Below are 24,500 nucleotides of genomic sequence, written 5' to 3'. Positions count from 1 at the left end.
AATTTAGAGTGCTTGGCTGCGACGCGAGGCCGGCAGCAGTTTGGCAATGGGTTCGGCGCTGGCGGTGTGCTGGCCGAAATTCGCGTTATAGGTGGCGATGATTTCGCCGGCGATGGAGATGGCGATTTCCACCGGTAGTTTGCCCTTCACCTCGGTGAGGCCCATGGGGCAGCGCATGCGTTGCAATTGCGCGGTGTCGAAGCCGCGATCACGCAGGCGGTGTTCGAACTTGACCCGTTTGGTTTTCGAGCCGATCAGGCCGAAGTAGGCAAAGTCATTGCGCTTGAGCAGCGCGGCGGTGAGTTCCAGGTCGAGTGCATGATTGTGGGTCATGACGATGCAGTAACTGCCCACCGGCAGGTCGGCAATTTCGTCGACAGGCTCTTCGCTGACGATTTTACGCACGCCTTGTGGGATCTGTTGCGGAAACTCCTGGTCACGCGAGTCGATCCAGCGCACCCGGCACGGCAGGCTCGCCAGCAACGGCACCAGTGCACGGCCGACGTGGCCGGCGCCGAATACGGCAATCTGCGCCTGCACCTGGCCCATCGGTTCGAACAGCAACACAGTCACGCCGCCGCAGCATTGGCCCAGGCTGGCGCCGAGGCTGAAGCGTTCCAGATGGGTGTTCTGCTGGCCGCGCACGAGCATGTCGCGGGCGATCTGCATCGCCTTGTATTCCAGGTGCCCGCCACCGATGGTGTCGAAGGTCTGCGCGGCGCTGATGACCATCTTCGAACCGGCATTGCGCGGCGTGGAGCCGAGCTCTTCGATGATGGTCACCAGCACGCAGGGTTCACCCTGATTTTGCAGGTCGGCGAGGGCGCTGATCCAGTTGTTCATAGTCACCTCCAGTCAGATCGTTCCCACGCTCCGCGTGGGAATGCATACCGTGACGCTCTGCGTCACAAGAGCGGACGCAGAGCGTCCATGCCGGCATTCCCACGCAGAGCGTGGGAACGATCAAGCCAACTCAGTTTCGACGGCTTTTGCAGCGGTCAACTGCCGCATCTGCTCACAGCCCCACAACACCCGCTCCGGCGTCGCCGGCGCATCAATCTTCGGCTGATGGCGATAGTCACCCAAACTCGCCACCGCATCCTTGATCGCGCACCACGAGGCAATCCCGAGCATGAACGGCGGCTCACCCACGGCCTTGGAATGGAACACCGTGTCTTCCGGGTTCTTGCGGTTTTCCACCAGCTTCACGCGCAAATCCAGCGGCATGTCGGCCACGGCCGGGATCTTGTAGCTGGCCGGGCCGTTGGTCATCAGCTTGCCTTTGTTGTTCCACACCAGCTCTTCCATGGTCAGCCAGCCCATGCCCTGGATAAACCCGCCTTCCACCTGGCCGATGTCGATGGCCGGGTTCAGCGAGGCGCCCACATCGTGAAGGATGTCGGTGCGCAGCATCTTGTATTCACCGGTCAAGGTGTCGACGATCACTTCGCAGCAGGCCGCGCCGAACGCGAAGTAATAGAACGGCCGACCCCGCGCCTGGCTGCGGTCGTAGAAGATTTTCGGGGTCTTGTAGAAGCCGGTGCTCGACAGCGAGACCTGGGCGAAATACGCCTGTTGGATCAACGCTTCGAAGGTCAGGATCTGGTCACGCACGCGCACATGGCCGTTGTGGAATTCCACATCCGCTTCGCTCACGTCGTACTTGCGCGCGGCAAATTCCACCAGGCGTTGCTTGATGGTTTCGGCAGCGTTTTGCGCGGCTTTGCCGTTCAGGTCGGCACCGCTGGAAGCCGCCGTGGGCGAGGTGTTGGGCACCTTGTCGGTGTTGGTGGCGGTGATTTGCACGCGGTCGATTTCGACCTGGAACACTTCGGCCACCACCTGCGCAACCTTGGTGTTCAAGCCCTGGCCCATCTCGGTGCCGCCGTGGTTCAGGTGGATGCTGCCGTCGGTGTAGATGTGGATCAGCGCACCGGCCTGGTTAAGAAAGCTCGCCGTGAACGAGATGCCGAACTTCACCGGTGTCAGCGCCAGGCCTTTTTTCAGGATCGGGCTGTGGGCGTTGTACAGGCGAATCGCTTCGCGGCGCTCGGCGTATTGGCTGCTGGCCTCAAGTTCAGCGGTCATCTCTTCGAGCATGTTGTGCTCGACGGTTTGGTAGTAATGGGTGACGTTGCGCTCGGTCTTGCCGTAGTAATTGGCCTTGCGCACGGCCAGCGGGTCGAGGGCCAGATGGCGGGCGATGGCGTCCATCACTTCTTCGATGGCGACCATGCCTTGCGGGCCGCCAAAGCCGCGATAGGCGGTGTTGGAGGCGGTGTTGGTCTTGCAGCGATGGCCGTTGACCGTGGCGTCGCCCAGGTAATACGAGTTGTCAGCGTGGAACATCGCGCGGTCGACAATCGAGTTGGACAGGTCTGGCGAACAGCCGCAGTTACCCGCCAGTTCCAGGTTGATCCCGTGCAGACGGCCGCTGTCGTCGAAGCCCACGTCGTATTCGATATAGAAGGGGTGGCGCTTGCCGGTCATCAGCATGTCTTCGACGCGCGGCAGGCGCATTTTGGTCGGCTGGCCGGTGAGGCGCGCCACCACCGCACACAGGCACGCCGGGCTGGCGGCCTGGGTTTCCTTGCCGCCAAAACCACCGCCCATGCGGCGCATGTCGACCACGATTTTGTTCATCGACACGTCGAGCACTTCGGCCACCAGCTTCTGCACCTCGGTGGGGTTTTGGGTGGAGCAGTAGACGATCATGCCGCCGTCTTCGGTGGGCATTACCGAGGAAATCTGGGTTTCCAGGTAGAAGTGTTCCTGGCCGCCGATGTGCAGCGTGCCCTGGATACGGTTTTTCGCCGTGGCCAGCGCGCCCGCCGAATCACCGCGCTGGTGGGTGTGGCTGTCGAGCACGAAGTGTTTTTTACGAAACGCTTCGACCACGTCCAGCACCGGTTCGAGGTCTTCGTATTCGATCACCGCCGCCATGGCGGCCTTGCGCGCGGTTTCCAGGTCGCGCGCGGCCACGGCCAGCACCACCTGGCCGACGAACTGCACGGTGTCGATGGCCAGCAGCGGGTCGCCCGGCATCAGCGGGCCGATGTCTTTCAGGCCCGGCACATCCTCGTGGGTGATGACAATGCGCACGCCGTCAAAGGCGTAACAGGGCGCGGTGTCGATGCTGAGGATTTTCGCGTGGGCGCGGTCGGACATGCGCGCATACAGGTGCAATTGATTGGGGAATTCCAGGCGGTCATCGATGTACTGCGCCTCGCCGCTGACGTGCTTGGCGGCGCTGTCATGCTTGACGCTGCGCCCGACTCCGGAAGTCAGGTCCTGGGCGAACAGCTCGGCGAGCTCAGCCTGGGTTTTAACGACGGCGTGATGGTTAGACATAAGCGGTCACCCGAGTCTCGATGTGCGGCGTTTGCAGTTCGATGAAGTATTTGCGCAGCAGGTTCTGTGCGCTGAGCAGGCGGTATTCCTTGCTGGCGCGGAAGTCCGACAGCGGGGTGAAGTCCTCGGCCAAGGCGGCGCAGGCTTTCTCCACCGTGGCGGCATTCCAGGTGGCGCCGACCAATACGGCTTCGCAGCTTTTTGCGCGTTTGGGCGTGGCTGCCATGCCGCCGAAGGCGACGCGGGCGTCATTGATCACGCCGTTCTCGATCTTCAGGTTGAAGGCGGCGCACACCGCGGAAATGTCATCGTCCAGGCGCTTGGACACCTTGTAGGCGCGGAACAGTGTGTGGCCCTTGGGCACAATGATTTTCTCGATGAACTCGCTGTCCTGGCGCGCGGTGACGCGGTAGTCGATGAAGTAATCTTCCAGCGCCAAGGTGCGGCGGGCGTTGCCCTTGCACAGCACGATCTGCGCGCCGAGGGCGATCAATAGTGGCGGTGAATCACCAATCGGCGAGGCGTTGCCGATGTTGCCGCCCAAGGTGCCCTGGTTGCGGATTTGCAGCGAGGCGAAGCGGTGCAGCAAATCGCCGAAGTCCGGGTATTCGTGATGCAGCGCGCCGTAGCAGTCGGACAGGGCAGTGGCGGCGCCGATTTCCAGGCGGTCGTCGAAGTCGTCGATGCGTTTCATTTCTTCAATGTTGCCGACGTAGATCATCACCGGCAGCGTGCGATGGAATTGCGTGACTTCCAGCGCCAGGTCGGTGCCGCCGGCCAGCAGGCGGGCTTGCGGGTAGGCGTCGTAGAGGTCGGCGAGGTCGGCGACGGTCAGCGGCACCAGGCAGCGTTTGTCGCCGCTGTTGAGTTCGCCGGTTTGCGTTGGCGCGATGGCGTTGAGGCGGGCGATGGTCTCGGCCTGGCGGCTGTCGAACTGGTCCAGGGGTTTGTTGCAGCAAGCCTGTTCGGCAGCGGCGAGGATCGGGCGGTAGCCGGTGCAACGGCACAGGTTGCCGGCCAGGGCTTCATGGGCCTTTTGGCTGTCGGGAGCGTCGCTGTTCTTTTGCAGGGCGAACAGCGACATGACAAAACCCGGTGTGCAAAAGCCGCATTGCGAGCCGTGGCACTCGACCATGGCCTGTTGCACGCTGTGCAGCTGGCCTTGGTGCTTGAGGTCTTCGACGCTGATTAGTTGTTTGCCGTGCAGTGACGACACAAAGGTCAGGCACGAGTTGAGGCTGCGATAACGAATCTGCTGCGCGCCTTGATCGTTGGTGTGCAACTCGCCGACGACCACGGTGCACGCGCCGCAGTCGCCGCTGGCGCAGCCTTCCTTGGTGCCGGATTTGCCCAGGTGCTCACGCAAATAGTTGAGCACGGTCAGGTTGGGGTCCAGGGCGTGCTCACTACGGAGTTCCTGGTTAAGTAAAAACTGGATCACGGAAGGCCTCGCAGACTCATTATTGTTGTTAACCGCTTTGCGCCGAATCTAGTCATGTCTGACTTTTCGGTCAACGATTTTCTGACCAGAAGGTCAAGAAATTGCGATTACAACACTTTCAATTATGGTCCAGTCTTCTGAGACCGGTGTTTTTCGGGGCTTCTGGCTTTTCATCGTTGCTTATTTCATGCCAAATTCGCGCTTGTGGGCGTAGCGCCATCAGCCAGCCAATGCGCTACACTGCCGCGCTTGTACCGATAGAAGATTTTGAAGGGAAAACATGACGTTCAAGGCGCCGGACAGTCTCGCCGAGCAAATCGCTCACCACCTCGCCGAACGTATCATTCGCGGCGATCTCAAGCCTGGGGAGCGGATCCAGGAACAGAAGGTCACGCTGGCGCTCAATGTCAGCCGTGGTTCCGTGCGTGAAGCCTTATTGATCCTCGAACGCCGCCACCTGATCGCGATCCTGCCGCGCCGTGGCGCGCACGTGACCGAACTCACCGCGCACAAGGTGCAGAGCCTGTGCACGCTGATGGGCGAGTTGTACATCCTGCTCGGTAATGCCGTGGCGGAAGGCTGGCAGGTGCAGGCTGACATGGCGCCGTTCCTGCAGATCCAGCAGCGTTTGGTCAACAGTTTCGAGCGCCAGGACATCCGCGCCTTCGTCGAAGAAAGCTTCAACGTGATGCGCGCCGCGTACCCGTTCGCCAACAACCCGTATTTGCAGGAAACCGTCGAGAACCTGCAACCGGCGATGAACCGCGCCTATTACCTGGCGCTGGATCAACGCAAGGCGTCCATGAGCGAGTACCTGGCGCTGTTCGAGCAACTGCTCGCCGCCGTGCTGGCGCGTGACCTGGCGCAGATTCGCCAGGTGCTCTCGGCTTACGGCCAGCGCAGTTGCTCGCTGGTCATCGCTGCATTGGCGGACGCCTAAGCGTGCGGCTCAAGTGCATCAAACTGGCGGGGTTCAAATCCTTCGTCGACCCGACCACGGTGAACTTCCCCAGTAACATGGCGGCAGTGGTGGGGCCCAATGGCTGCGGCAAGTCGAACATCATCGACGCCGTACGCTGGGTGATGGGCGAGAGCTCGGCAAAAAACCTGCGCGGCGAGTCGATGACCGACGTCATCTTCAACGGCTCCACCAGCCGTAAACCCGTGAGCCAGGCCAGCATCGAACTGGTGTTCGACAACTCCGACGGCACCCTGGTCGGCGAATACGCGGCCTACTCGGAAATTTCCATTCGCCGCAAGGTGACCCGCGACAGCCAGAACAGTTACTTCCTCAACGGCACCAAGTGCCGGCGTCGGGACATTACCGATATCTTCCTTGGCACAGGCCTGGGCCCGCGCAGCTATTCGATCATCGAACAGGGCATGATCTCCAAGCTGATCGAAGCCAAGCCTGAAGAGCTGCGTAACTTTATCGAGGAAGCGGCGGGCATCTCCAAATACAAGGAGCGCCGCCGCGAGACCGAAAACCGTATCCGCCGCACCCACGAAAACCTCGCCCGCCTCACCGACCTGCGCGAAGAGCTGGAACGCCAGTTGGAACGCCTGCACCGCCAGGCCCAGGCGGCCGAGAAGTATCAGGAATACAAGGGCGAAGAGCGCCAGCTCAAGGCGCAACTCTCGGCCTTGCGCTGGCAGGCGCTGAATGATCAGGTCGGCCAGCGCGAAGCGATCATCGGCACCCAGGAAATCAGTTTTGAAGCGCTGGTGGCCGAGCAGCGTAACGCCGATGCCAGTATTGAGCGCCTGCGTGACGGCCACCATGACCTGTCCGAACGCTTCAACTTGGTGCAGGGGCGCTTCTATTCGGTGGGCGGCGATATCGCCCGCGTCGAGCAGAGCATCCAGCACGGCCAGCAGCGCCTGCGCCAGTTGCAGGAGGATTTAAAGGAAGCCGAACGCGCGCGCCTGGAAACCGAATCGCACCTGGGCCATGACCGCACCTTGCTGCTGACGTTGGGCGAAGAGCTGGACATGCTCACCCCCGAGCAGGAAATCACCAGCGCTGCCGCCGAAGAAGCCGCCGCGGCCCTGGAAGAAGCCGAAACCACCATGCACGGCTGGCAGGAGCAGTGGGACGCCTTCAACCTGAAATCCGCCGAGCCGCGCCGCGAGGCTGAGGTGCAGCAGTCGCGCATCCAGCAGTTGGAAACCAGCATGGAACGCCTGGCCGAGCGCCAGCGCCGCATGCAGGAGGAGCGGGCGTTGCTCGCCGCCGACCCCGAAGACGCGGCGATCATGGAGCTGAGCGAGCAGCTGGCCGAAAGCGAGATGACGCTGGAAGAGCTGGAAGCCAGCGAAGAACAACAAGTGGAGCGCCTGGAGCAATTGCGTCAGCAACTGCAACAGGCGACCCAGGCGCAGCAGCAGGCCCAGGGTGATTTGCAGCGGCTGAACGGCCGGTTGGCCTCCCTGGAAGCCTTGCAGCAAGCCGCGTTGGACCCTGGCACCGGCACCGCCGAGTGGCTGCGCGACCAGCATTTGGCCGAGCGCCCGCGCCTGGCGGAAGGGTTAACAGTTGAAGCGGGCTGGGAGCTGGCGGTCGAGACTGTTTTAGGCGCCGACCTGCAGGCCGTGCTGGTGGATGATTTTGGCGGTTTCGACCTGGCCGGTTTCACCCAGGGCGATCTGCGTTTGCTCAGCCCAGCCGCCGATGGCACGCGAGTGCCGGGCAGTTTGCTCGACAAGGTCGAGGCGGCAATTGATCTTTCGCCATGGCTGGGTCAGGTCAAACCGGTGGAGTCGCTGGAGCAGGCTCTGGCCCAACGCGGTCAGCTGGCGGCCGGCGAAAGCCTGATCAGCCGTGATGGCTATTGGGTGGGTCGGCACTTCCTGCGCGTACGCCGTGCCAGTGAAGCTGAAAGCGGCGTATTGGCCCGTGGCCAGGAAATCGTCAACCTGACTGCCGAACGCGAAGAGCGCGAAGCCACCCTGGAAAGCCTGGAAACCGAACTGCAAACCCTGCGCGCCACCCAGCGCCAGCAAGAGACCGGCCGCGAACACTTGCGCCGCCTGTTGCAGGACGAAGCGCGCCAGCAAGGCGAACTCAAGGCCCAGCTGTCGGCGAGCAAGGCCAAGGTCGAGCAACTCACCTTGCGCCGTACTCGCCTCGACGAGGAAGTGGCCGAGATGGGCGAACAACGCGCCCTTGAACACGAACAGATCGGCGAAGCGCGCCTGCAGTTGCAGGAAGCCCTCGACAGCATGGCGCTCGACACCGAGCAGCGCGAGCTGCTGCTGGCCCAGCGTGACAGCCTGCGCGAACGCCTCGACCGTGTGCGCCAGGAAGCCCGCCAGCACAAGGACCACGCCCACCAATTGGCGGTGCGCCTCGGTTCACTGCAGGCTCAGCACACGTCCACGCGCCAGGCGCTTGAGCGCCTGGAAATGCAGTCCGAACGCCTGACCGAAAAACGCGAGCAATTGAGCCTCAATCTGGAGGAGGGCGAAGCGCCGCTGGAAGAGCTGCGCCTCAAGCTCGAAGAGTTGCTCGACAAGCGAATGACCGTCGATGAAGAACTCAAGACCGCGCAGATCGCCCTGGAAGACGCCGACCGCGAACTGCGTGATGCGGAAAAACGCCGCACCCAGGCCGAGCAGCAATCCCAGCTGATTCGCGGCCAGCTCGAACAACAACGCATGGAATGGCAGGCCCTGACCGTGCGCCGCAAGACCCTGCAAGACCAGTTGCTGGAAGACGGCTACGACCTGCACGGCGTGCTTAATACGCTGACCGCCCAGGCCAACGAGAAAGACGCCGAAGAAGAACTTGAGCGTATTGCTGCACGCATTCAACGCCTCGGCGCGATCAACCTCGCGGCCATCGACGAGTACCAGCAGCAGTCCGAGCGCAAACGTTATCTGGACGCCCAGGACGCCGACTTGGTGGAAGCCCTGGATACGCTGGAAAACGTGATCCGCAAGATTGACAAGGAAACCCGTAATCGCTTCAAAGATACCTTTGATCAGATTAATGGCGGTTTACAGGCGTTATTCCCGAAAGTTTTCGGTGGCGGCAGCGCCTACTTGGAACTGACGGGCGAAGATCTACTCGATACAGGGGTGACGATCATGGCGCGGCCTCCGGGCAAGAAGAACAGCACCATCCATTTGTTGTCCGGTGGCGAGAAGGCACTGACGGCATTGGCCCTGGTATTTGCGATCTTCAAGTTGAACCCGGCGCCGTTTTGCATGCTCGACGAAGTTGACGCCCCGCTGGATGACGCTAACGTTGGACGCTACGCTCGGTTGGTTAAAGAGATGTCCCAGACCGTGCAGTTCATCTATATCACCCACAACAAGATCGCCATGGAAATGGCCGATCAACTGATGGGGGTGACGATGCACGAACCGGGCTGTTCGCGTTTGGTGGCGGTGGATGTCGAAGAAGCGATGGCGATGGTGGAATCTTGAGTCGCGCCATTAGAGAAATTTTTTAGCACGCTGTAGGCGGGTTTACCGGTCTGGCGAAAGTGGCAAATGGACATATTTGTTCAAGCCATTTTGACAGACGGTGTAAAGTTATCTTTGGTCGTGCTAGTTTAATGTCAATTTTTCGTATGCGTGGGCAAAACGTCAGTCAGAACATAGAGTTGGCGCCACGTTTTAAAGCGGTTTGCACGGTGCTAAACCCCTTATTTTTCAGCATTTTTTATTAGAGGCACGGGATTACATGGAAATCGGTCTGCGCGAGTGGCTGATCGTCATCGGCATTATTGTCATTGCCGGTATTCTTTTTGATGGCTGGCGCCGCATGCGCGGTGGCAAGGGCAAGCTTAAATTCCGTCTGGACCGCAACCTGTCCAACTTGCCCGACGACGACGGCAGCGCCGAGCTGCTGGGGCCGCCTCGTGTGCTGGACACCCATAAAGAGCCGCAACTGGACGAACACGACTTGCCGTCGATGAGCGCGCCGGTGCGTGAAGCCCGTGAACCCTCTTCCAAGCGCGGCAAACGCGGCAGCGCTGCCGTGGCCGAGCCGCACCAGGGCGACCTGAACCTCGACGTCGATGATGGCCCGAGCTTCAGCAGCCGTGATGATGACTTCCCTGACGAGACCCCGACCAAAAGCGCGCCACGCCAATCGGTCAACGATCAGCCGGCCGCCGAAGAAGTCCTGGTGATCAGCGTGATCTGCCGTGACGCTGCCGGCTTCAAAGGCCCGGCGCTGCTGCAGAACATCCTCGAAAGCGGCCTGCGCTTTGGCGAGATGGATATTTTCCACCGCCACGAAAGCATGGCCGGTAACGGCGAAGTGCTGTTCTCGATGGCCAACGCGGTCAAGCCGGGCACCTTTGATCTGGACGATATCGACCTGTTCAGCACCCCGGCGGTGAGCTTCTTCCTCGGCTTGCCAGGCCCGCGTCACCCGAAACAAGCGTTCGACGTGATGGTGGCCGCAGCCCGCAAGCTGTCGCAGGAACTCAACGGCGAGCTCAAGGACGACCAACGCAGCGTCCTGACTGCCCAGACCATTGAACACTACCGTCAGCGCATCGTCGAGTTCGAGCGTCGCGCCCTGACACAGAAACGCTGAGGATTGGACTTCAGCGTTGTCAGTAGAATAAGCGCACTAACATATTGAGCAGCTTCGGCTGCTCTTTTGCTTTCTGAGAGAACACCCATGACCGCCGCCCACACCCGCATCCTCGAATTGCGCGCTGAACTGGATCAGCACAATTACCGTTACCACGTCCTCGACGAGCCGAGCATTCCGGACGCCGAGTACGACCGGCTGTTCCACGAGCTCAAGGCCCTGGAGGTCGAGCACCCGGAACTGGTGACGCGTGATTCACCGACGCAGCGGGTCGGCAGTGCGGCGTTGTCGGCGTTCACTCAGGTGAAGCACGACATTCCGATGCTCAGCCTCGGCAACGCCTTTGATGAAACCACCATGCTCGAGTTTGATCGCCGGGTTACCGAAGGCCTCGACCTGCCGGTGGGCGATCTGTTTGGCGGTGGCGCGGCGGTGGAATACAGCTGCGAGCCCAAGCTCGATGGCCTGGCGGTCAGCCTGCTGTATCAGGACGGCGAGCTGGTGCGCGGCGCCACCCGAGGCGACGGCACCACCGGCGAAGACATCAGCGTCAATGTGCGCACCGTGCGCAATATTCCGCTGAAGTTGCACGGCAGCGGCTGGCCGGCGAGTCTGGAAGTGCGCGGCGAAGTGTTTATGTCCAAGGCCGGTTTCGAGCGTTTGAACGCCTCGCAACTGGAAGTCGGCGGCAAGACCTTCGCCAACCCGCGCAACGCCGCGGCCGGCAGCTTGCGTCAGTTGGACTCGAAGATTACCGCCAGCCGCCCGCTGGAATTTTGCTGCTACGGTGTGACCACCGACATCAGTGATACCCATATCGGCAACCTGCAACAACTGAAGAAATGGGGCATGCCCATTAGCCATGAGCTGAAACTGGCCAAGGGCATTCAGGATTGCCTGGATTACTACCGCGATATCGGCGAGCGGCGTAACAGCCTGCCGTATGAAATCGACGGCGTGGTGTTCAAGGTCAACAGCATTGCCTCGCAACGTGAATTGGGCTTCCGCGCCCGTGAGCCGCGCTGGGCCATTGCGCATAAATTCCCGGCCATGGAAGAGCTGACCGAACTGCTCGACGTGGAATTCCAGGTCGGCCGCACCGGCGCCGTCACGCCAGTGGCGCGTTTGAAACCGGTCAAGGTGGCGGGCGTTACCGTGTCCAACGCCACGCTGCATAACATGGATGAAGTCGCGCGCCTGGGCTTGATGATCGGCGACACCGTGATCATCCGCCGCGCCGGTGATGTGATCCCGCAAGTCGTGTCGGTGGTCACCGAGCGGCGCCCGGAACATGCCCGCGCCGTGCAAATCCCTGAAAGCTGCCCGGTGTGCGGCTCGCATGTTGAGCGCACGCAACTGGTCAAGCGCAGCAAGGGCAAGGAAACCGTCAGCGAAGGCGCGGTGTACCGTTGCGTCGGGCGCCTGGCGTGTGGCGCGCAGCTCAAGCAGGCGATTATTCACTTCGTCTCGCGCCGCGCCATGGACATCGACGGCCTGGGCGACAAGACCATCGAGCAACTGGTGGATGAAAAACTCATCGGTTCGCCGGCCGACCTCTACAAGCTCAAGTACGAGCAGGTTATCGACCTGGAAGGCTTTGCCGATATTTCCAGCAAGAAGCTGATCACCGCCATCGAAAACAGCAAGACGCCGACCCTGGCGCGCTTCATCTACGCGCTGGGTATTCCCGATGTGGGCGAGGAGACCGCCAAGGTGCTGGCGCGCTCGCTGGCGTCCCTGGAGCGCGTGCAGAAGGCCTTGCCGGAAGTGCTGACGTACTTGCCGGACGTCGGCCTGGAAGTGGCGCACGAGATTCACAGCTTCTTTGAGGACAGTCATAACCAGGGCGTAATTGGCGCGCTGTTGTCGCCGGACGAATGCGCCCTGCAATTGCAGGATCAGGGCGACCTGAGCGCCGAGTTCGCCGCCAGCACCACACTGGGTGGCTTGCTCGACAAACTGCACGTGCCGAGTGTTGGCCCCGGCGCCGCGCAGAAACTTGCGGACAAGTTCGGCACCCTGGAAGGCGTGATCAAGGCCGACTGGCTGGACATGCGCCAGGCGCTGCCCGAGAGGCAGGCCAAGGCCGTGCGCGACTTCTTCGATAACCCCAACAACGCCAACCACGCCCTGGCCATTGAGCAGCAGCTTAAGGATTTCGGCATGCACTGGCAGAGCGAGAGAAAGGTGGTCGAAGGCTTGCCGGAGGCTGGGCATACCTGGGTGCTGACGGGCTCCCTGGAGCTGATGAGCCGCGATGTGGCCAAGGAGAAGCTCGAAAGCCTGGGCGCCAAGGTGGCGGGTTCGGTGTCGGCAAAAACCCACTGCGTGGTGGCGGGGCCGGGCGCCGGTTCGAAATTGGCCAAGGCGACCGAACTCGGTTTGAAGGTGCTGGACGAAGAAGCCTTCGTTGCGTTCCTCGCCAAGCACAACATCACCGTCTGACTGATCGTTCCCACGCTCCGCGTGGGAATGCCGCACTGGACGCTCTGCGTCCGCTCTTGAACGTCGTGACGCGGAGCGTCACAGGGTGCATTCCTTTGCTGCGCGTGGGAACGATCTTCAGTGGGAGATGATCTAGTCTTGGTCATCCAGGGAGAGATCGCCATGTTTCGCTACTTCGAGCAACTGAGTTCGCGCATCGCCGCACCGTTCATGGCCGAAACCTCGCGTAACAGCAAGGTGTGGCAATGCCGTTGCGGCCAATCGCTGTTCTTTCGCAACAGCCAGTGCCTGGCGTGCCAGGCGCTGCTGGGCTATCAGCCGCAGCAAAGCCGCCTGTCCTCCCTTCAGCCTGGGCCTGTCGCCGATACCTGGCTGGCAGACGACAACCTCGCCGCCGGCGCCTTCCGTCGCTGTGCCAACCTCGACACCCCAGCAGCCTGCAACTGGCTGATTCCTGCCCATAGCACCGCACCGTTGTGCGTGGCCTGCAGCCTCAATCGCACCATTCCCGACCTGTCTGTGCCGGAAAACCCCGAGCGCTGGCGCAAAGTGGAAACCGCCAAGCGTCGCCTGGTGGCGCAACTGATCAGCCTGGACTTGCAAGTGGTGCCCAAAAGCGTCGATGAAGACAGCGGCCTGGCTTTTGATTTCGTCGGCATCGACCTGGAGGGCAACGCGCCCACCACCGGCCACGCCAATGGCCTGATCACCCTGGACATCAAGGAAGCCGACGACGCCCATCGCGAAAAGATCCGCGTACAGATGCGCGAGCCTTATCGCACCTTGCTCGGCCACTTTCGCCATGAAGTCGGCCACTACTATTGGGACCGGTTGATCGCCAACAGCCATTGGCTCGAACCCTTTCGCACCCTGTTCGGCGACGAACGCGCCAGCTATGCCGATGCGCTCGAGCAGCATTACCAGAACGGCCCGCGACCCGACTGGCAGCAAGCCTGCGTCAGCGCCTACGCGACCATGCACCCTTGGGAAGACTGGGCCGAAACCTGGGCTCACTACCTGCACATGATGGACGCCGTCGACACCGCCTTGGGTTTTGGCATGAGCGCCCGCGAGATGGACCTGGATTATCAGCCGTTTCCGCTCACCACGCTCTACGACCCCGAACACCCTGGCGGTGCGGCGTTCCTGTCATTCGTCAACGCCTGGATCGAGCTGGCCGGCATGCTCAACGAGCTGTCGCGCAGCATGGGCCAGCCGGATTTCTATCCCTTCGTGTTACCGCCGGCGGTGATTGCCAAGCTGCACTTCATACACTTGGTGATTCAGGAAGAGGGCGGCAGGGCTGATGAGGTATTACAGGCCCAGTGATCAAAATGTGGGAGCTGGCTTGCCTGCGATTGCGTCACCGTGGCGTAACTGTCACACCGAAGCGCTTGCATCGCGGGCAAGCCCGGCTCCCACATTTGAAAGAGGTTGAATCTGACACTAGGGCAAGTACTTGAACCCCTTGGCTTTTTAATCCGGCACCAACGGTTGTAACTTCCGATGAGATCGGTACAATGGCCCCGCTTGCCGAGAGGCCAGCGTCGTTATGGTGACCCCATCGGTCCCCCCGCAACGATTACCCGTGAACCTGGTCAGAGCCGGAAGGCAGCAGCCACAGCGGGAACATTGTGTGCCGGGGTGTGGCTGGTGGGGTTGCCTCCATAACGCTCTTCCGAAGTAACCCTCAAATCCCAAATTTTTTACGTTTTTGCCGACAATCAATGTCTGCGAAGCGATTTCTGCTGCGCGCTCAACCGCATTACGGGCGGTACTTGGGAAATGCCTTTATCACCGGCACGATTTCATGGCCTATCTCCGTGGTGCTTTCCCAGCGCTCCTCCGGTGTCTGTGACTTGGCCGCTACGTTTCTGGCGAAGTGAAAAATGATGATCTGGCCCGTGCCGCTGTCGCGGTAATACTTGAAGAAGCTGTACTCGGAGAAATGTCCGTCTTTGCGCAGCGACGAGGGGAAGAACAGCATCAGATACAGGATCCCGGTCTTGTTGTCCGTCGTCAGGACCGCCGGCATGTCCGGGTTTTCCTGCTGGTGCAGCTGGACAGTGCGTTGACCCAGGTCCAGCGGTTCGATGCGTTTATCGCCCAAAGGGACGACAGTGAAGTCCAGCATTTCAGTCCATGCATCGACGCTTTCGTGTTCCGGGAAATATTCCCACAAGCCATTTTTCTGGTATTTCAGGACAAATGTCTTGCCGTTAAATACCACCGACTTGGTTTCGGCGATGGAGGCGCGTGAAAGGTCTGGGGCGACAGCAGTCGAGGACGAGGCGCAGCCGGACAACAGAGCCACGACCGACAAAATAAGTAGAGAGGCTTTCATTTCAATCCTTGAGTGTTTTGGAGGCTCCTTGCGCAGCCACAATAGTGCAATTGGCGGCTGAATACTCGCAAGGTCTTGGCAGCACGCGTCCTGCAAAGCGACTGGGTCGTGAGCGCCCTTGAGCGTTTCACCACGCCCCGTCTCGTGGCTGGACAAAACGGGACGGGCTGCTAGCTTCATTGATACATGTGAACCGGTGCTGGAGTAGTGAAGAAGTGATGGCACTCCGTTGATCAACAAGGATGATTGCCATGACCAGCCTTCAAGCGATACCCAGTGTTATCAGTGCCTCTGTCGGCACCACAGACAAGGCCCGCAATGTGCCTGCCGATGTTCAACACATTCAACGTCTGTTTAATCTGATTGCGCCCAAATCTGTTTCACCCTTGGTGGTGGACGGCAAGTGCGGCCCCCTGTTGGTCCAGCGCATCCTCGACTATCAGTTGAACCATCTTAAGGTGGCCAAGCCGGACGGGGTAATTGACCCGGGAGGGCGGACGTTCAACAGCTTGGTTGAGGAAGCGCGCAAGGCCGTTGCTCAAGTCAATAACGCGACCGGTGTAAAAGTCGAGCAGACCCCAGAGCGCGCTCCGGCACCGATCCAGGCAGCAGTGGACAAACAGAAGTTGGTCACCCAGGCCACTTGCGACGGTAACGTCACGCTGACCGAAGCGGACTTTCAGAATGCCGCCACCCAATTGGGCGGTGCTGTTGCGATGAATATCATCAAGGCTTTCGCCATCGTCGAGTCCGGTGGGCGTTCCGGGTTCGGGCCGGCAAAAATGCCGGTGATTGCTTACGAAGGGCACATTTTCCGCAAGCACACTCAACGAAAGTACGACGCGGCCTATCCCTTATTGTCTTACCCCTACAAAGAAAAGGCCGGCCCGCAGTGGCGGGCCAATAACAAGGACCAGGCGAAGGCGTGGCAGACGCTGGTCGCCGCGTTTAACCTCAACCCGGAGGCGGCGTTGCTGTCGGCGTCCTACGGCATGTTTCAAATCATGGGCTTCAATTTCGCCAACTGCGGCTACAAGACTGTGTACGAGTTCGTCGCCGCGATGAAGCTCAATGCCGGCCAGCAATTGATGGCGTTCGTCGGTTTTTGCCGCAAGAACCCGACCCTGCTCAATGCCATGAAGAAAAAGGATTATGTGGGCATGGCCAGCATCTATAACGGCAGCGACTATGGTGATTACGACAAGCGCATCCAGAAAGCCTTCGAGGCGCTGGAAAAGAAAAAATAGCCGCGCATGACGGCTATTTCACAACATTCCAAACGCCCTCTGGACAACCCAAAACCATATTGTTAGTTTCCGCCGGCCACTTGTTTCAGTTTGTGACAAGTGCGCCGGCTTGATACTGAAGTGCTATCACTTCTTTAACTAACAAGGATGTCTGTGATGAAAAGCCTGCCAGGGTTGCCCCGTCTTATCAGTGCTTCGGTCGGCGCGCCAGGTAAAGCGCGCAACTTGCCTGCCGATGTTCAGTGCATCCAGTATCTTTTCAATTTGATCATTCCCAAGATGGGGTTTGCGCTGGCCGAAAACGGCAAGTGTGACGGCCAGTTGGTGCAGTGCATCAGCCAGTATCAGTTTCGCCATCTCAAGTATGCGCACCCCGATGGCGTGATCGACCCAACTGGTCGGACCTTCAATAGCCTGATCGAAGAAGCGGTGAAGGTGCCCGTAAAGGCCTTCCCGACGATGCGCATTCCCAGTTTTCTGAATGTCTTCGGCAATAACAACGGCGACGCGGTGCAGGCCACGGTCAACGTGTACCTGGACCGCATGCGTGCGATGGTCGAGGCCGAGCGGCGTAACCGGCAATTGATGCTCCAGGCCACGTGCGACGGCGGCATGACGCTCACCGACAGCGACTTCCAGAACGCCGCCACCCAGTTGGGCAGCGGTATCTCGGTGAATATCATCAAGGCCTTCGCCACTGTCGAGTCCGGCGGGCGTTCCGGTTTCGGGCCGGCCAAGTTGCCGGTGATCGCCTTTGAAGGGCACCTGTTTCGCAAATACACCAAGCACATTTATGACCAGGCGCATCCACTGCTGTCTTACCCCTATGTGCGAAAAGCCGGGCCGCAGTGGCAGGTCAACAACAAGGACCAGACCAAGGCCTGGGAAACCATGGCCACTGCGTTTGCTCTGGACCAGGAAGCGGCGTTGATGTCGGCGTCCTGGGGTATGTTTCAGATCATGGGGTTCAACTTCACCTCCTGTGGTTACAAGACCGTGTTTGAATTTGCGGCGGCATTAAAGATTAATGCCGGCAACCAACTAAAGGCCTTTATCGGCTTCTGCAGCCAGAGCCCGGCGTTGATCAAAGCCATGAAAAATAAAGATTATGTCGCCATGGCGCGCAACTATAACGGCGAGGATTACGGCGACTATGACCGTCGTATCAAGAAGGCCTACGAAGCATTGGAAGGGAAAAAATAAGATGACGCGTTTTCTAGCAGCAGGTGTTTTGTCGTTGTGCGCTATCGCGCCTGCATTTGCGGGCGAAACAGCCTTGCATTCAGGCAAATACGAAGGGCTGATGCTGGCGGTCACGCCTGAGCATCAGGTCGAAGGTTATTACGCGGAAGAATTGGGCGAGGGCGTGACGCGCAGCTGTGCGTTCTACCTGCAAGGCAAGCCCGAAGCCCTTACCACCTGGCTTGACGAGGCCTACCCCGGCAGCGTGGCGGCTTCGTCCGATGGCGTGACGCTGACCGTAGAAAAGGGCCGCCAGCATCCTGGCTGCCTGAGCGTGCTGATGCCGGAAATTGCCACGGGCCTGGAGCTGACCCAGACTGCCAACACGCAGTGGATCGGCCTGGTGACGGTGTCCGCCGACAAGGCTTACTTGCTCGAAGAGCCCGGCGCCGATGCAGCCAAGCGCCCGTATATCGTCAAGGATGATGTGGTGGGCGTACTGGCATTCAAGGAGGGTTGGGCCCACGTTGAGTTCACCAACGCCAAGGACCATACGTACACCGGCTGGATCAGCCAGGACGAATACAGCCGGCTGTCTGCGCCGAAAAACTGAGCTGCGACAGCTGCCTGTCGGCCCTGATCACTGCGCAGATCTGAACGCATTCGCTACGCCGCAACGTGTCATGCACGCTGCGGCGTTTTTTATGCCTGGGTTCAGGCTTTATCGCGATTGAACAACTTGCGGATCAGGGCGAACAGCGCCACCACACCGACCACCAGAAACTTCTTCGCTGCCAGCAGGAATATGCCGATCTTGGCAAACAACCCGGCCTTGGCGGCTATCCCGCCGGCGACCAGGGCTGCCAGGCCGTAAGTGGCCAGTTTGTCGGTCTTTGGGTTGAAGTCCGTGTACAGGTTGCCGTCGGTAAAGTTGGTGAAGGCCAGGACCTTGGGCATTTCCTGCTTGATGGTGGCGAGGTCGGCCATGGCGGCGACGGCGTTGAGCTCCAGCACGCCTTCACGGCCCAGCACACGGATGCTGTAGTTGAGGGTGGTCTGCTGGGCGTCGTCGGCTTTGAGTTCGCGTGCCCAATACATCTTGTGGGTGGTGTCGTCGTAGTGCGGCGGCTCGGCCCAGCCCAGCAGGTGCAGGCCGGCGTAGCCTTGTTTCTGGCGCTGTTTGTTGTCTTCTTCGTCTTCTTCCTGCATCTGCTTGAGCAGTTCGGCATAGTCGATTTTCGCCGCATCCTCGTCGGAAACATGCCCGTCAGCCTTGTAGCTGACAATCACACCCCAGCCGCTTTGCGACAGCGGGCTCACCGCTTTCGGCACGATCATGCCCAAGGTCTTGAAGCCGGGAGGGTTGCCCCAGCCATCGGTCAGCAAGCGCTCGGTGTCCGACGGGTCGAGGTAGTAGAACTCATCGTTGAGCTTGAGCGTGGCGATGCCGCTCGGCAGGGTGACCGTGCCGGTCTTCTGCTTGAGTGAGGCGAGGAAGTGTTCGGCCGTTTCGGCGGGGGCGCTGGCTTCAGCAGGAGCCGGTGCGGGTGCAGCAAAAGCGGGTGCGGCAGACAGGCTCAGGGCGGCCGCCGCCATCAATGCGCGGATGTAATTCATGGTAGTCCCTTACATTTTGAATTAATTTCGCGGGAGAATATCTGAAATTTGCCCAACGAGTTAGCCAAAAGTCTCGCGCAGCAGCCCGGCAAACGCATCCCGCGCCAGGTGCCGTTGGGTGTCCTTGTGCCAGAACAGCAGGTTGTCCACCGCCTGCAGTTCCTCAAACCGGTAAGACGCCAGCTGATTGGCCTGCTCATAGCGGGCCAGAATGCCTTCCGGCGCCAACGCCACGCCAATGCCCGCGCTGACACAGCCGATGATCGTGCCCCAGCTGGCATAGCTGGCGATGCTTGGCTTGAAGTCGTGGGGCTTGACCCAGTTTTCCAGCGCGGCGCGATACGGGCAGCCGGGTGGCCACACCAGCAAGGTGCGCCCGGCCAGGTCTTCGGCGCTGTTGATCGGGGCGCTGGAGGCGCTTGCGATCAGCACCAGGCGTTCGCTGTAGACCACGCTGTGTTCGAGCTTGGCGCGTTTGCCTCCGGCCGCCACCAGTGCCACGTCGAGACGATGGTGTTGCAGATCATCGAGCAGCTCGGCCCAGGCACCGGTGACCAGTTCTAGGCTGACATCGGGATAGCGCCGGTGATATTCCGCCAGCAGCGGCGGCAGACGGCCGCTGGCGCTGGACTCCACGGCGCCGATGCGCAAGGTGCCGCGGGGAATCGCATTGGCATCCACTGCGCGTTTGGACTCGTCGACCAGCGCCAGGATGCGCTCGCAGTAATCCAGGAAAATCTCACCGGCGGCGCTGATCGCCAGCCCGCGCCCGGCACGAATAAACAGCGGCGTGCCCAACTCGCTTTCCAACTGCTTGATACGCGTGGTGATGTTGGACGGCACGCAGTGCAATTGCAGGGCGGCCTGGGCCACGCTGCCGGTTTGCGCCACGGCTCGCACCATTTTCAGTTGGGCCAGTTCCATTGCTCAGTTCCAGTGATTTCAGAAGTCAGAAACGCTTAATTGTCCTGCGCCTTGCCTGGGCCAAGACTGACGGCATTCCTACTCAGTTGCCGGACGCCGTCGATGAATACCCCGTCACCCGTAAAGATTACGCTAGTCATCGCCGGCGTCATCCTCTGTTGGGCCTATTCGCCGATTGGCGTGCACATGGGGCTGCACAGCTACAGCCCCGGCCAGCTGGCGCTGCTGCGCTTTCTGATTGCGTCGGTATTCATGGGCGGCGTGGCGCTGATGGTGGGCATTGGTCGGCCGCGTTGGCGCGATCTGCCGTGGCTGCTGGTGCTGGGTTTTTTCGGCGTGTTCCTGCACCACACCAGCCTCAATTACGGGCAGCAATGGGTGACGGCGGCGGCGTCGAGTGTGCTGGCGCAGTCGGCGCCGCTGTTCAGTGTGTTGATCGCGTTTTTCTGCTTGAAGGAGCGCGTCAGTGCCTGGCGCTGGAGTTGCGTGTTACTGGGGTTGCTCGGCGTGCTGGTGGTGATCTGGGGCGATCATGGCGTGGGCGACATCGACCCGCGCGGTTTGCTGATCCTGGTGGCGGCGGTGTCGTGGAGCATTTATTTCGCGATCCAGAAACACTACGCCCATCGTTACAGCCCGCTGACGATGGCGTGCTACATGGTGTGGGCGGGCACTTTGATGCTGTGCGTGAACTTGCCAGGCCTGGCCGATGCCGTCGGGCAGGCGCCGCTGGCGGAAAACCTGGCGGTGCTGATCCTCGGCATTTTCCCCAGCGCCTTGGCGTACCTCGCCTGGGCCTATGTGTTGAAACATGTCGAGGTCAGCCGCGCGTCGCTGGCGATGTACTTGATTCCGCCGGTGGCCATGTTGCTGGCGGCGACGCTGCTGGGCGAGCACATTGCCGTGCAGGTGATGCTGGGCGGTGTGATCGTGCTGGCCAGCGTGGCGGCGATCAGCCTGGAGGGGCGCTGGCGGTCAGTCGCTCAGGCTGAAGGCGCGCAGCCGGTGGCCATCGAGGTCCTCGGCAACAAAGGTGTAGCCGAAGTCGAGGGTGGTCGGTGATTGGATGATCGTGGCGCCGCGCGCGAACCACTGATCATGCAGGGCATCGACGGCCGCCTGGTCGGGCAACGAAAATCCAACCTCGCCACCGCCGCCGGTGAGGCGCGCCGCCGGTTCCACGGTGTGCCGCGACCACAAGCCCAGCTTCACGCCGTTGTCGAGGATGAACAGCGCAAAGGTCGGGTTCAGCTCCACCGGTGGCGTGTCCAGCAGGCGGCTATAGAAGTTGGCGCTGGTGGCCGGGCTGTCGACGTAGAGCAGGAAATAATGGGCGACGGTGTGCATGGTGGCTCCTTGAGAGCGTGCGGTTAAGTGGGCCCAGTCTATAAGGCAGTCCTGTCAGTTCTTGTCAGGAGTGTGCAGGGTTTGCGCCTCCTCACCGGTGTACAGCTTGATGATGTCGTTGATCTCCCCCGACATCTTCATCCGCAGCAGCGTGCGCAAGATTTGCTGCACCGGCACATTCGGGTCGTTGCGTACGATGCAGCCCAGGCTTTGCTCGTCAATGATCGCGACCTTCTGCAAGCGCTGGTTGGGTGGCTGGTTCAGGTTGAAGCGGTCCAGTATCCATTCGTTGATGACCGCATATTTAAAGCGCCCGGCCACCAGCTTGAGCAGCACCAACTCTTCGCTGCGTGAGTCGTCGCGGGTCAGTTGGCCATTGGCGAACAGTGGCTCGAGGGCCGCATAGCGGTAATTGAGTACGGTGCCGATCGACTGGGCGGGCAGAGTGCCCACTTGCACGGTGTGCGGCGCGGTGTGGGTGCTGGCCAGCACGTTACGCTGCACCATCAGCGGCACGCTCCAGATGTAGTCGCCGGACAGGTTGTCGACCCAGGCCTGGGCCACATAGCAACGCACATCAATGTCGCCGTGCGCCATGGCATTGGCGATGCGCGCCCGTGCCAGCACGTGGAACTCGGCGGGGCGCCCGACCTGGGTGGCCAGGCTCAGCATCAAGTCATACAAAATGCCCTGGGTGGGCCGGTTGCCCTCCAGCTGGGCCATGGGCATGCCCCAGCTGTCGGAAACCGAGAAGCGCAACGGCGCGGGTGCCGCGAGGCTGGCAAGCGAAATCATCCATAAGGCGCCCAGGACTACGCGCATACACTCTCCGGTTTCAGGCCTTTGCGGGGCCATTGCACAGAGCTTAGTCAGATTAGACGAGCGTGCCGGATGCAATTTCCCCCTTGCTCCGCTAGCATTACCGGCTTCCGCTTCCCAGTTGCGACGGTTTTCGATGAGTTATCAGGTTCTTGCACGTAAATGGCGTCCGCGCTCGTTCCGCGAAATGGTCGGCCAGACCCATGTGCTCAAGGCTCTGATCAATGCCTTGGACAGCCAACGGCTGCACCACGCCTACCTGTTCACCGGTACACGCGGGGTGGGCAAGACCACCATTGCGCGCATCATCGCCAAATGCCTGAACTGTGAAACAGGTATCACCTCGACGCCTTGCGGCACCTGCTCGGTGTGCAAGGAAATCGACGAAGGGCGTTTCGTCGACCTGATCGAGATCGACGCCGCGAGCCGCACCAAGGTCGAAGACACCCGCGAACTGCTCGATAACGTGCAGTACGCGCCGAGCCGTGGGCGCTTCAAGGTCTACCTGATCGACGAAGTGCACATGCTGTCCAGCCATTCCTTCAACGCCTTGTTGAAAACCCTGGAAGAGCCGCCGCCCTACGTCAAATTCATCCTGGCCACCACCGATCCGCAGAAACTTCCTGCAACGATTTTGTCGCGGTGCCTGCAGTTTTCCCTGAAGAACATGACCCCTGAGCGCGTGGTCGAGCATTTGACCCATGTGCTGGGTGTCGAGAACGTGCCGTTCGAAGACGACGCCCTGTGGCTGCTTGGCCGCGCTGCCGATGGTTCGATGCGCGATGCCATGAGCCTCACCGACCAGGCCATCGCCTTTGGTGAAGGCAAGGTCATGGCCGCCGACGTGCGCGCCATGCTCGGCACCCTCGACCACGGCCAGGTGTTTGATGTGCTGCACGCGCTGATCGAAGGCGATGCCAAGGCGTTGCTCGAAGCCGTGCGCCACTTGTCGGAGCAAGGCCCGGACTGGAACGGCGTGCTCTCGGAAATCCTTAACGTATTGCACCGCGTTGCCATCGCCCAGGCCTTGCCTGAAGGCGTCGACAACGGCCATGGCGACCGCGACCGCGTGTTGGCGCTGGCCCAGGCATTGCCGGCCGAAGATGTGCAGTTCTACTACCAGATGGGCCTGATCGGGCGCCGGGACTTGCCCCTCGCACCGGACCCGCGCGGCGGCTTTGAGATGGTCCTGCTGCGGATGCTGGCCTTCCGGCCCGCCGACTCGGCAGACGCGCCGAGACAGCCGCTAAAGCCAGTGGGGATCAGCCAGGCCACAGTTGATTCCGCCAAACCAGTGGCTGGCGCGGCCGTCGTCGCGCCAGTAGTGGCTGCGCCTGCGCCGGTTACCCCGGCCCCCGCGCCTGTGGTCGCAGCGCCGGTGGTTGAACCTGAGCCGGTGATCGAGCCTGCGCCTGCGCCCGCGCCGGTGGTCGACCTGCCCTGGAACGACCCGGTGGACGCCGAGCCTGAAGTCGAACTGCAGCCTGCCGTAGAGCCCGTCCTGGAAACCAGTGGCGAGCAGCCTGAACTGACGCCGATGCCTACGCCGACGCCCGACAGCGCGGTGCCGGACGCGCCCGAGTGGGTCTCAGCGCCGGTGCCGGAGCCGACCGTTGCCCAGGTCGAAGCCGCCACGCCAGGCATCGACCTCGACGACGAACCGCCGTTGGACGAAGACTATATCGAGCCGGACATGGATTCGGCCTACAGCTACCTGGACGAGCTGGCCAGCGAACACACCGCCGAGCCGGCACCCGAGCCCGAAGCGGAGCCTGCTGCGGCTCCGGCCACCGGGTTGGCATTGCAATGGCTGGAATTGTTTCCGAAGTTGCCGATCTCCGGCATGACCGGCAGCATCGCCGCCAACTGCACGCTGATTTCTATCGAGGGCGACCACTGGCTGTTGCACCTGGACCCGGCCCACAGCGCCTTGTTCAACGCGACCCAGCAACGCCGGCTCAACGATGCGCTGAACCAGTACCATGAGCGCACGCTGACCATCGCCATCGAGTTGATCAAGCCCGAGCAGGAAACCCCGGCCCAGGCCGCCACTCGTCGGCGCCTGAACCGCCAGCGTGACGCAGAAAGCTCGATCCACGCAGATCCGCTCATCCAGCAAATGATGCAACAGTTCGGCGCCGTCGTGCGCCACGATACTATTGAACCTGTCGACGCCCCGGTGCCCCAAGCGTCATAACACCGGGCTACTAATTGATCCACGTACTTTGA

At 61.0% G+C, this 24,500-nt stretch carries 18 protein-coding genes and 1 other RNA gene; 11 read left to right on the top strand and 8 right to left on the bottom strand.

All coding sequences use genetic code 11. From position 1 onward, the window contains the following. Positions 1-3: 3 nt before the first annotated feature. The 3 genes from xdhC to xdhA all read right to left on the bottom strand — a co-directional run bounded on the left by xdhC (position 4) and on the right by xdhA (position 4,792). Entirely contained in the window at positions 4-843 is an 840-nt protein-coding gene (xdhC, locus tag PspR76_RS22685) for a xanthine dehydrogenase accessory protein XdhC (RefSeq protein WP_159958910.1), read from the bottom strand. 120 nt (positions 844-963) lie between these two features. After that, positions 964-3,351, bottom strand: a complete 2,388-nt coding sequence (gene xdhB, locus PspR76_RS22680; protein ID WP_159958908.1) for a xanthine dehydrogenase molybdopterin binding subunit — start codon at positions 3,349-3,351, stop codon at positions 964-966. Continuing rightward, on the bottom strand, positions 3,344-4,792 hold the full coding sequence (gene xdhA / locus PspR76_RS22675) for a xanthine dehydrogenase small subunit (RefSeq protein WP_159958906.1): 1,449 nt from the start codon (positions 4,790-4,792) through the stop codon (positions 3,344-3,346). Before xdhA ends, xdhB begins: the two co-directional genes overlap by 8 nt. 280 nt (positions 4,793-5,072) lie before the next feature. Here xdhA and PspR76_RS22670 point away from each other — a divergent pair, with 280 nt between their 5' ends. From PspR76_RS22670 to ffs, 6 genes are all read left to right on the top strand, one after another. After that, complete coding sequence (locus tag PspR76_RS22670; protein WP_159958904.1) at positions 5,073-5,732, top strand: GntR family transcriptional regulator; 660 nt, start codon at positions 5,073-5,075, stop codon at positions 5,730-5,732. A gap of 2 nt (positions 5,733-5,734) precedes the next feature. After that, on the top strand, positions 5,735-9,223 hold the full coding sequence (gene smc / locus PspR76_RS22665; RefSeq protein ID WP_159958902.1) for a chromosome segregation protein SMC: 3,489 nt from the start codon (positions 5,735-5,737) through the stop codon (positions 9,221-9,223). 259 nt (positions 9,224-9,482) lie between these two features. Further along, on the top strand, positions 9,483-10,346 hold the full coding sequence (gene zipA, locus PspR76_RS22660) for a cell division protein ZipA (protein WP_034119293.1): 864 nt from the start codon (positions 9,483-9,485) through the stop codon (positions 10,344-10,346). Between the two features lie 87 nt (positions 10,347-10,433). Then, positions 10,434-12,791 carry an NAD-dependent DNA ligase LigA gene (gene ligA, locus PspR76_RS22655; RefSeq protein WP_159958900.1) on the top strand — a complete coding sequence of 786 codons (2,358 nt, stop codon included), beginning with the start codon at positions 10,434-10,436 and terminating at the stop codon, positions 12,789-12,791. A 162-nt stretch (positions 12,792-12,953) separates the two neighbouring features. Next, positions 12,954-14,120, top strand: a complete 1,167-nt coding sequence (locus tag PspR76_RS22650; RefSeq protein WP_159958898.1) for a zinc-binding metallopeptidase family protein — start codon at positions 12,954-12,956, stop codon at positions 14,118-14,120. A gap of 233 nt (positions 14,121-14,353) precedes the next feature. Beyond that, positions 14,354-14,450: signal recognition particle sRNA small type (ffs, locus tag PspR76_RS22645), an RNA gene on the top strand. Positions 14,451-14,556: 106 nt separating this feature from the next. On the opposite strand, the gene PspR76_RS22640 is transcribed toward ffs, so the two are convergent. Next, positions 14,557-15,135, bottom strand: coding sequence for a hypothetical protein (locus PspR76_RS22640; RefSeq protein ID WP_159958896.1), 579 nt, complete (start codon positions 15,133-15,135; stop codon positions 14,557-14,559). Between the two features lie 251 nt (positions 15,136-15,386). Here PspR76_RS22640 and PspR76_RS22635 point away from each other — a divergent pair, with 251 nt between their 5' ends. The 3 genes from PspR76_RS22635 to PspR76_RS22625 all read left to right on the top strand — a co-directional run bounded on the left by PspR76_RS22635 (position 15,387) and on the right by PspR76_RS22625 (position 18,177). After that, the gene (locus PspR76_RS22635) at positions 15,387-16,382 is read left to right on the top strand and encodes an N-acetylmuramidase family protein (RefSeq protein ID WP_159961598.1); all 996 of its coding nucleotides are present in this window, start codon (positions 15,387-15,389) and stop codon (positions 16,380-16,382) included. A gap of 156 nt (positions 16,383-16,538) precedes the next feature. Further along, on the top strand, positions 16,539-17,585 hold the full coding sequence (locus PspR76_RS22630; protein ID WP_159958894.1) for an N-acetylmuramidase family protein: 1,047 nt from the start codon (positions 16,539-16,541) through the stop codon (positions 17,583-17,585). Position 17,586: 1 nt separating this feature from the next. Continuing rightward, on the top strand, positions 17,587-18,177 hold the full coding sequence (locus PspR76_RS22625; protein WP_159958892.1) for a hypothetical protein: 591 nt from the start codon (positions 17,587-17,589) through the stop codon (positions 18,175-18,177). 101 nt (positions 18,178-18,278) lie between these two features. Here the strand turns inward: PspR76_RS22625 and PspR76_RS22620 are convergent, their stop codons facing one another. Together PspR76_RS22620 and PspR76_RS22615 are read right to left on the bottom strand one after the other, a co-directional pair. After that, positions 18,279-19,181 (bottom strand): DUF2167 domain-containing protein, encoded by a 903-nt coding sequence (locus PspR76_RS22620; protein WP_159958890.1) that lies wholly within the window; start codon positions 19,179-19,181, stop codon positions 18,279-18,281. 60 nt (positions 19,182-19,241) lie between these two features. Next, a complete protein-coding gene (locus PspR76_RS22615; protein WP_159958888.1) occupies positions 19,242-20,105 on the bottom strand; it encodes a LysR family transcriptional regulator in 864 nt (287 codons plus the stop codon). A 102-nt stretch (positions 20,106-20,207) separates the two neighbouring features. On the opposite strand from PspR76_RS22615, the gene PspR76_RS22610 reads away from it, so the two are divergent. Beyond that, positions 20,208-21,167: a DMT family transporter gene (locus tag PspR76_RS22610; RefSeq protein WP_159958886.1), complete on the top strand. Its 960-nt coding sequence runs from the start codon at positions 20,208-20,210 to the stop codon at positions 21,165-21,167. Here PspR76_RS22610 and PspR76_RS22605 read toward each other — a convergent pair. Both PspR76_RS22605 and PspR76_RS22600 read right to left on the bottom strand, forming a co-directional pair. Beyond that, positions 21,081-21,452 carry a VOC family protein gene (locus tag PspR76_RS22605; protein WP_159958884.1) on the bottom strand — a complete coding sequence of 124 codons (372 nt, stop codon included), beginning with the start codon at positions 21,450-21,452 and terminating at the stop codon, positions 21,081-21,083. The two genes, PspR76_RS22610 and PspR76_RS22605, sit on opposite strands and share 87 nt — an antisense overlap. A 54-nt stretch (positions 21,453-21,506) precedes the next feature. Then, positions 21,507-22,274 (bottom strand): substrate-binding periplasmic protein, encoded by a 768-nt coding sequence (locus tag PspR76_RS22600; protein ID WP_159958882.1) that lies wholly within the window; start codon positions 22,272-22,274, stop codon positions 21,507-21,509. A 133-nt stretch (positions 22,275-22,407) separates the two neighbouring features. Between PspR76_RS22600 and dnaX the strand changes: the two genes are divergently transcribed. After that, positions 22,408-24,468, top strand: a complete 2,061-nt coding sequence (dnaX, locus tag PspR76_RS22595; RefSeq protein WP_159958880.1) for a DNA polymerase III subunit gamma/tau — start codon at positions 22,408-22,410, stop codon at positions 24,466-24,468. The last annotated feature ends 32 nt before the right edge of the window (positions 24,469-24,500 follow it).

Origin of the sequence: Pseudomonas sp. R76, from assembly GCF_009834565.1 — a bacterium.
In the GTDB taxonomy this organism is placed as follows: domain Bacteria; phylum Pseudomonadota; class Gammaproteobacteria; order Pseudomonadales; family Pseudomonadaceae; genus Aquipseudomonas.
The sequence above is the reverse complement of the archived record's forward strand: the minus strand, read 5'-3'. Positions and strand labels throughout refer to the sequence as shown.